Source organism: Bradyrhizobium sp. BRP19 (assembly GCF_020194195.1).
GTDB classification, from domain to species: Bacteria; Pseudomonadota; Alphaproteobacteria; order Rhizobiales; family Xanthobacteraceae; genus Bradyrhizobium; species Bradyrhizobium yuanmingense.
On record NZ_JADYVZ010000022.1, the window covers coordinates 69,890 to 78,874 of the forward strand.

The 8,985-nt window shown below is 64.2% G+C and carries 6 protein-coding genes; 4 read left to right on the plus strand and 2 right to left on the minus strand.

Features of this window, described 5'->3' with window-relative positions:
- Positions 1-130 precede the first annotated feature (130 nt).
- Positions 131-1,069, plus strand: coding sequence for a glycine--tRNA ligase subunit alpha (locus I6F36_RS34625; RefSeq protein WP_036024903.1), 939 nt, complete (start codon positions 131-133; stop codon positions 1,067-1,069).
- On the plus strand, positions 1,069-3,303 hold the full coding sequence (gene glyS, locus I6F36_RS34630; RefSeq protein WP_225173003.1) for a glycine--tRNA ligase subunit beta: 2,235 nt from the start codon (positions 1,069-1,071) through the stop codon (positions 3,301-3,303). Before I6F36_RS34625 ends, glyS begins: the two co-directional genes overlap by 1 nt.
- Before the next feature lie 275 nt (positions 3,304-3,578).
- Here glyS and I6F36_RS34635 read toward each other — a convergent pair whose 3' ends face one another.
- Positions 3,579-3,932 (minus strand): DUF1236 domain-containing protein, encoded by a 354-nt coding sequence (locus I6F36_RS34635; RefSeq protein ID WP_036006381.1) that lies wholly within the window; start codon positions 3,930-3,932, stop codon positions 3,579-3,581.
- A 223-nt stretch (positions 3,933-4,155) separates the two neighbouring features.
- On the opposite strand from I6F36_RS34635, the gene I6F36_RS34640 reads away from it, so the two are divergent.
- On the plus strand, positions 4,156-4,311 hold the full coding sequence (locus I6F36_RS34640) for a DUF3096 domain-containing protein (protein ID WP_008562090.1): 156 nt from the start codon (positions 4,156-4,158) through the stop codon (positions 4,309-4,311).
- Between the two features lie 96 nt (positions 4,312-4,407).
- Entirely contained in the window at positions 4,408-7,323 is a 2,916-nt protein-coding gene (gene ppdK / locus I6F36_RS34645) for a pyruvate, phosphate dikinase (protein ID WP_036024905.1), read from the plus strand.
- Between the two features lie 175 nt (positions 7,324-7,498).
- Here the strand turns inward: ppdK and I6F36_RS34650 are convergent, their stop codons facing one another.
- Positions 7,499-8,773, minus strand: coding sequence for a multidrug effflux MFS transporter (locus tag I6F36_RS34650; protein ID WP_225127801.1), 1,275 nt, complete (start codon positions 8,771-8,773; stop codon positions 7,499-7,501).
- Between the last annotated feature and the right edge of the window lie 212 nt (positions 8,774-8,985).

Genomic DNA, 8,985 nt, shown 5'->3' on the forward strand with positions numbered 1-8,985 from the left:
ATGGATTCCGGGCTCGCCCTGCGGGCGCCCCGGAATGACGCCCGAATCCGGCCCCTTCGCCTTGATTCCCATCCCCGCCGTCGATACGGTCCCGCGCGATTCAAACCCCCCGCGAGAGCCCGATCTGACGATGGACGCCTCATTGCCCGCCCATATGCGCCCCGAACGCTCGTTCCAGGGCTTCATCCTCGCGCTCCAGCGGTTCTGGGCCGAGCAGGGCTGCGTGATCCTGCAGCCCTACGACATGGAAATGGGCGCGGGCACCTTCCATCCGGCGACCACGCTGCGCGCGCTCGGGCCAAAGCCGTGGAACGCCGCCTATGTGCAGCCCTCGCGCCGGCCCAAGGACGGCCGTTACGGCGAGAACCCGAACCGGATGCAGCACTATTACCAGTTCCAGGTGATCATGAAGCCGTCGCCGCCGAACCTTCAGGAGCTGTACCTGAAGTCGCTCGCCGCGATCGGCATCGATTCCGCCGTGCACGACATCCGCTTCGTCGAGGACGATTGGGAGAGTCCGACGCTCGGCGCCTGGGGCCTCGGTTGGGAGTGCTGGTGCGACGGCATGGAGGTCAGCCAGTTCACTTACTTTCAGCAGGTCGCCGGCTTCGAATGCGCGCCGGTCGCGGGCGAGCTCACCTACGGCCTCGAGCGCCTCGCGATGTATGTGCAGGGCGTCGACCGCGTCTACGACCTCAATTTCAATGGGCGCGACGGTGATCAGAAGGTCACCTATGGCGACGTGTTCCTGCAGGCGGAGCAGGAATATTCGCGGCACAATTTCGAGTATGCGGACACCGCGATGCTGTTCGAGCAGTTCAAGATGGCGGAAGCGGCCTGCAGAAAGTACCTCGACGCCGGTTGGCGCGACGGCGGCAACCGGAAACAGCATCTGATGGCGCTGCCGGCCTACGACCAGTGCATCAAGGCGAGCCACGTCTTCAACCTGCTCGATGCCCGCGGCGTGATCTCCGTGACCGAGCGGCAGAGCTACATCTTACGCGTGCGCGAGCTGGCAAAAGCTTGCGGCGAGGCCTGGATCCACACTGAAGCGGGCGGAGCGGCCTGATGCCCGATCTTTTGCTTGAACTGTTCTCGGAAGAAATCCCCGCGCGCATGCAAGGAAAGGCGGCCGACGATCTGCGCCGCATGGTCACCGACAAGCTGGTTGCCGAAGGCCTGGTCTATGAGGGCGCGAAGGCGCTTGCGACGCCGCGCCGCCTTGCGCTCACCGTGCACGGCATCCCTGCGCGCCAGCCTGATCTGAAGACCGAGCGCCGCGGACCCAAGGTCGGCGCGCCCGATGCGGCCGTGCAGGGCTTCCTCAAGGCAACCGGTTTGAAGTCGCTGGACGAAGCCAAAATTCAGCGCGACCCCAAGGGTGATTTCTACATCGGCTTGATCGAGAAGCCCGGCCGCGACGCGATCGACGTGCTCGCGGAAATCCTGCCCGTCATCATCCGCACCTTCCCCTGGCCGAAATCGATGCGCTGGGGCTCGCGCTCGGGCAAGCCCGGCTCGCTGAACTGGGTGCGTCCGCTGCACGCGATCACCGCGACCTTCGGCCTCGAGACCGAAGAGCCCGATGTCGTGACGTTCGAGGTCGACGGCATCGAGAGCGGCCAGACCACCTACGGCCACCGCTTCCTCGCGCCGGCGCCGATCTCCGTGCGCCGCTTCGAGGACTACGAGGCAAAGCTTCTTGCCGCGAAAGTGGTGCTCGACCCCGAGCGCCGCAAAGACGCCATCCTCACTGACGCCAAACAACTGGCCTTTGCGCAAGGCTTTGAACTGGTCGAGGACCAGAACCTGCTCGACGAGGTCGCCGGCCTGGTCGAATGGCCGGTCGTGCTGATGGGCTCGTTCGAGCCGGAGTTCTTGAAGACTCCCGACGAAGTCATCCGCGCCACCATCCGCAACAACCAAAAGTGTTTTGTGGTGCGCGACCCCAAGACCGGCAAGCTCGCCAGCAAGTTCATCCTGGTCGCCAATATCGAGGCCACCGATGGTGGCAAAACCATCATCGCCGGCAACGAGCGCGTCATCCGCGCGCGGCTGTCGGATGCAAAGTTTTTCTACGAGACGGACCTCAAGACCAAGCTTGAAGACCGGCTGCCGAAGTTCGAGCAGATCGTGTTTCATGAGAAGCTCGGCACGCAGGCTGCGCGGATCGAGCGGCTCGAGCTGCTGGCGGCCTATATCGCCGAGCAAGTTGATGCGAATATCGACCAAGCGAAGCGCGCGGCACGTCTGGCGAAAGCGGATTTGCTCACGGAGGTCGTGGGCGAGTTTCCTGAAGTGCAAGGCCTGATGGGCAAATACTACGCGGTTGCTCAGGGTGAGAATCCGATAGTCGCTGCAGCCTGCGAGGAACATTATAAGCCGCAAGGGCCGGCAGATCGGGTCCCCACTAATCCCATAAGCGTTGCGGTCGCGCTAGCTGATAAGATCGATACATTGGTCGGGTTTTGGGCCATCGACGAGAAGCCTACAGGAAGCAAAGACCCCTACGCGTTAAGACGCGCCGGTCTGGGAATCATAAGAATTATTGTAGAGAACGAACTGAACGTCGCGCTTGGAACAATATTGGCTTACGCACTTGGCACGTTGTGGAGAGACTTGTTCCAGCAGCGATCTCAGCCCGTGCTTGACTTGGCTAAGGCTGCTCAAATTCACATCAAGAGCAAAGCAGTAGACAAGATCATCAAGAGTTATTCCAAAGGACTTGAGAAAGGTTTCAGCGAAGCCTTCGAGAAGCGAGCTCTCTTCTTGATAGGCGACCTCCTGGCGTTTTTTGCTGATCGGCTGAAAGTTCAATTGCGTGAACAGGGCGCACGGCATGACCTCGCTGATGCGGTATTCTCCCTTGATGCAGATGAAGACAACCTCCTGATGATCGTCCGCCGCGTCGAGGCGCTCGGAAAATTCCTCGACTCTGACGACGGCAAGAACCTGCTCGCCGGCACCAAGCGCGCCAGCAACATCCTCAGCATCGAGGAGAAGAAGGACAAGCGCAGCTTCGACGGCGCGCCGGATGCTGCGCTCTACAGCCTCGCTGAGGAGAAGGCGCTGGCCAAGGCGATCGGTGAGGTCAAGGCGGAAGCCAGCGCTGCGGTGGCCAAGGAAGACTTCGCCGCCGCGATGAGTGCGATGGCAAAGCTGCGTCCGCCGGTCGATGCCTTCTTCGACAAGGTGCGCGTCAATGACGACGATCCCAAGGTACGCGAGAACCGCCTGAAGCTCCTCAACGAGATCCGCAGCGCCACGCGCGCGGTAGCGGATTTCTCGAAGATCCAGGATTGAGGCGCGGTTTGCGGCAAACACCGCTGTCATTCCGGGGCGCGCGTAGCGCGAGCCCGGAATCCATAACCACGATCGTGAGTATGGATTCTCAGGTGCGCAATTGCGCACCATAGCCCACGCCTCCGGCGTGTCCCGGAATGACGGCTGCTGATGTGGCTTGCCCAAAGAAGCCCCGCCCGGCGGGGGGAGGACCGGGCGGGGCCTGATGTCCGATTTAACACTGCTCGCGCCAGCCTGATGTGACGCGCCGGACATCGAATGGAGCGGCTGCGTCTTTAGTCCAGCACCTCGACGATGCGGCGCGAGCGCGGCTCGACCAGCACGGTTTCGCCGTTCACGACGGTGTAGCGATAGGTCGTGGCGCCGAAACGTTGCGGTACGTCATAATAGGTGACGCCTGCCTCGGGTAAGGTGGTGCCGACCACCACGCGATCCGGAATGCGGAAGGGCGGCACACGTTGTTCAACGACATATTCGCGGAAGGCGGGCCGTTGTTCGACGGCAATCGTCGGCGCGCCGTCGACCATGGCGGGCGCGCGTCCAATCGTGACATCGCTTTGCGCCTGCGCCGCAAGGGGCGCGCCGGTTGCGGCCGCGAGCGCTGCGAGAGCAAAAATCCTGTTCCGCATGGACAACTCCTTCGACGTGATTCTGCGGGCGCGCGAGCGGCGCGACCGGTTGCCAATGCGTGCCTCAAGCCAATGTTCCGGGAAAAGGCATGCCACATTCGCGGCAATTTCGGGCAGTTTTCGTGAGGCCGGAACTCGCAGCAGCCCTTGCGCATCTCTACTCCCGGAACCCATCCGGTTATGATCCGCGCGCGATTCGCCTCACCTCACAGAAAGATAGTTCATGCACATCACCGTCGCCCACATTTCGCCGATCCTGTCGTTGATTGCGGGCGTGCTCATCCTGATCATGCCGCGGCTTCTCAACCTCATCGTCGCGATCTTCCTCATCGTCAACGGCGCGATCGGGCTCGGGCTCCTGAAGTGGCTCCGCTTCTAGGCGTTCACTTTTCGGAACTGTCCGTCTTGCGCGGGCCCGCCCAAAGTGGTGTAAGGCCCGCGATTTCCCATTCCTCTCGCAGGTTGTGTGCAAGCTATGGCCAAAGCCGCCTCGAAGCCTTCTAAAACTGCAGCGAAATCAAAGCCCTCCGCCAAGGCGAAGGCCGCGCCGGCGGCCCGCAAGGCGCTGGCCAAGAGCGCGCCGAAGCCGGTCGCCAAACCCACTGCAAAGCCGGTGGCAAAGGCAATGACCAAGGCGGCTTCGCCGAAGGTTGCCGCGAAGCCTGCGCCGAAGAAGGTTGTGCCTGCCAAGGCGGCGCCGGCAGCGGCGAAGGCCGGCAAATGGGTCTACACGTTCGGTGACGGCAAGGCCGAGGGCCGGACGGAAATGCGCGACCTGCTCGGCGGCAAGGGCGCCAACCTCGCTGAGATGGCCAATCTCGGCCTGCCGGTGCCTCCGGGCTTCACCATCCCGACCTCGGTCTGCACCTATTTCTACGAGCACGACAAGACCTACCCGAAGGAACTGAAGCCGCAGGTTGAGAAGGCGCTCGACTATGTCGGCAAGTTGACCGGCAAGGTGTTCGGCGACACCAGGAACCCGCTGCTCGTCTCGGTGCGCTCCGGCGCGCGCGCCTCGATGCCGGGCATGATGGACACCGTGCTCAATCTCGGCCTCAACGACCAGACCGTGGAAGCGCTGGCCGAGCTGTCGGGCGACCGCCGTTTCGCCTATGACAGCTATCGCCGCTTCATCACGATGTATTCCGACGTGGTGCTCGGCTTCGAGCATCATCACTTCGAGGAGATCCTCGACACCTTCAAGGACAGCCAGGGCTACACGCTCGACACCGATCTGTCCGCCGAGGACTGGGTCGAGCTGGTCGGCAAGTACAAGGACGCGGTCGCACGCGAGACCGGCAAGGAATTCCCGCAGGATCCGCACGACCAGCTCTGGGGCGCGATCGGCGCGGTCTTCTCATCCTGGATGAACGCGCGCGCGGTGACCTACCGCAAGCTGCACGACATTCCGGAATCCTGGGGCACCGCGGTCAACGTGCAGGCCATGGTGTTCGGCAACATGGGCGAGACCTCGGCCACGGGCGTTGCCTTCACCCGCAACCCCTCGACCGGCGAGAGCAAGCTCTACGGCGAGTTCCTGATCAACGCGCAGGGCGAGGACGTGGTCGCGGGCATCCGCACGCCGCAGGACATCACCGAGGAGGCGCGGAAGGAGTCGGGCTCCGACAAGGCGTCGATGGAAGCGGCGATGCCGGAAGCCTTCAAGGAGCTGACGCGGATCTACACGCTGCTCGAGAAGCACTACCGCGACATGCAGGACATGGAGTTCACCGTCGAGCAGGGTAAGCTCTGGATGCTCCAAACCCGCGGCGGCAAGCGCACCGCCAAGGCCGCGCTGCGTATCGCGGTCGAGCTCGCCAATGAGGGCCTGATCTCGAAGAAGGAAGCGGTGACGCGGATCGATCCGGCCTCGCTCGACCAGCTCCTGCATCCAACCATCGATCCCAACGCCAAGCGCGACGTGATCGCAACCGGCCTGCCGGCTTCGCCGGGTGCGGCCTCCGGCGAGATCGTGTTCTCTTCGGACGAGGCGGCCAAGCTTCAGGGCGACGGACGCAAGGTGATTTTGGTCCGCATCGAGACCAGCCCGGAAGACATCCACGGCATGCACGCCGCCGAAGGCATCCTGACCACGCGCGGCGGCATGACCTCGCACGCGGCGGTGGTCGCGCGCGGCATGGGCAAGCCCTGCGTCTCCGGCTGCGGCACAATCCGCGTCGATTACGGCCGCGGCACCATGAGCATCGGCTCGCGCACCTTCAAGACCGGTGATGTCATCACCATCGACGGCTCGCTCGGCCAGGTGCTCGCCGGCCGCATGCCGATGATCGAGCCGGAGCTGTCCGGCGAGTTCGGCACGCTGATGAATTGGGCCGACCAGGTCCGCAAGATCGGCGTCCGGGTCAACGGCGACACGCCGGACGACGCGCGCACCGCGATCAAGTTCGGCGCGGAAGGCATCGGCCTCTGCCGCACCGAGCACATGTTCTTCGAGGAGACGCGCATCCGCACGGTGCGCGAGATGATCCTCTCCGAGGATGAGCAGTCGCGCCGCGCCGCGCTGGCAAAACTGCTGCCGATGCAGCGCGCCGACTTCGTCGAGCTGTTCGAGATCATGAAGGGCCTGCCCGTCACGATCCGGCTTCTGGATCCTCCCCTTCATGAATTCCTGCCGCACACCCATGCCGAGGTCGAGGAAGTGGCGCGCGCCATGAACACCGACCCGCGGCGCCTCGCCGACCGCGCCCGGGAGCTCTCGGAGTTCAACCCGATGCTCGGCTTCCGCGGCTGCCGCATCGCCATCGCCTACCCCGAGATCGCCGAGATGCAGGCCCGCGCGATCTTCGAGGCCGCGGTCGAGGCGCAGAAGCGCACCGGCAAGGCCGTCGGCCTCGAGGTGATGGTGCCACTGATCGCGACCAAGGCCGAGCTCGACCTGGTCAAGGCACGGATCGATGCCACCGCACAGGCCGTGATGCGCGAGACCAACACCAAGCTGGCCTATCAGGTCGGCACCATGATCGAGCTGCCGCGCGCCTGCCTGCTCGCGGGCGAGATCGCGCAGTCGGCCGAGTTCTTCTCGTTCGGCACCAACGACCTGACGCAGACGACCTACGGCATCAGCCGCGACGACGCGGCGAGCTTCCTCGGTCCCTATGTGGCGAAGGGCATCCTCACGGTCGATCCCTTCATCTCGCTCGATCAGGAAGGCGTCGGCGAGCTGGTCAAGATCGGCGTCGCCCGCGGCCGCAAGACCCGCACTTCGCTCAAGGTCGGCATCTGCGGCGAGCACGGCGGCGATCCCGCCTCCGTCGCTTTCTGCCACCATATCGGTCTCGACTACGTCTCCTGCTCGCCCTACCGCGTGCCGATCGCGCGGCTTGCAGCGGCGCAGGCCGCGCTCGGCAAGGCGATCGCGAGCCAGGCGTAAGCCGAAACACAGACTTGAATTGAGAGAGGCGGGGCCCAGCCCCGCCTCTCATTTTTGGCACTGCTCTCTCCGCGTCGTCATTGCGAGCCACCGGGTCCGCGCAAAGCGCGGCCCGATGACAGGCTCCACGAAGCAATCCAGAATCGTTCCGCAGAAGGACTCTACTCGGCGCCCCTCACATCATCCCCGTCTCATCCTCCTCGGCCTGCCCGATCAGCGCCTCGCTCGCTACCGCCTCGCGGCGGGGCACGACGAACATCATCACGCAGGCGCAAAGGATCGAGATCGCGAGGACCGCTGAGGTCAGCGGCAGCGTCGTTGCGGAGTGGCCGCCGAGATAGGCGCCGAACTGCGACATCAGCGCGCCAATGCCTTGCTGCAGGAAGCCCATCGCGCCCGAGGCGGTGCCGGCCGCTTCGGGACGGATGCTGATGGCGCCGGCGGCGGAATTCGCCATCACGAAGGCATTGCCGGCCATCACGATCATATGGGTGCCGAACAGCCAGGCGGGCGCCTCGTTCCAGCCGACGAAGCTCCAGATTAGGTTTGCAAGGCTGCCGCAGAGTTGCAGGGCGAGCCCGAACCAGATCAGCTTCTCCAGTGAGTGGCGCGGCGCAAAGCGCACGCAGAGCAGGTTGCCGACCAGAAACGCAAAGCCCGTTGTTGCGAACCAGGCGCCGTATTCGGCGCTGCTGCGGCCCATCTGCGTCACCACGATGTAGGGCCCGCCGCCGGCGAAGGTGAAGATGATCTGGGACGCCAGCACCTGGCACATCACATAGCCGACGAAGGCGCGGTTGCGGATGAGCATGCCAATATCGCCGCGGAAGCCGCTGCCGGCGGCGCGGCTGCGGCGGGTCTCAGGCAGCGCCAAGGCGATCCCGACGGCAACGACGATGGCGGCGATGGTGATGGCATAAAAGATCGCGCGCCATCCCAACGCGGTCTCGATCAGGCCGCCGGTGAGCGGCGAGACCATCTGCCCGATCATCAGCGCCGCGACCACGAGGCTGATCATCGAGGCGACGCGGTCGCGCTCGTAGATGTCGCGGATGATGGCCCGGCTGATCACCATGCCGGATGCGCCGCCGAGCGCCTGGAAGAAGCGTGCGGCGATCAATTGCGGCAGGGTCTCGGCGAAAATGCAGGCGACGCTGGCCGCCACCATCAGTGCAAGTCCTCCGAGCAGCACCGGACGCCGCCCGAACCGGTCCGACAGCGGGCCCATGATCAGCTGCGACAGCGCGATGCCGACCATGTAGAGCGACACCGTCATCTGCGCGATCGAGATGTCGCTGCCGAAATCCGTCGCCAGCACCGGCAGCGCCGGAACCAGGATGTAGAGCGAGATCGGTGCGACCCCGGTCATCACCACCAGCAGCAGCAACACCAGACGCGAGGTCGCGAGGTTGCCGGCCGCTTCGGGCGGCTTGCTGATGATGCCGTGCATCGCCGGACACTAGCCGCATCGCGTTGCGAGCGAATACGCTCATTTCGGCATACGGCTATGCGCGAGGCGTCAAGGCGCTGGGCCTGTAGCAACCATTAAGTTGCGGCGGTATTTTCACGCCAGGGCGTACCTCGGGCAACAACGGTGTTGGCGTAGATAAGGAGCTTCCTGGCGCAAGCGATCAGGGCGACGCTGTGCGCTTTTCCTGCGGC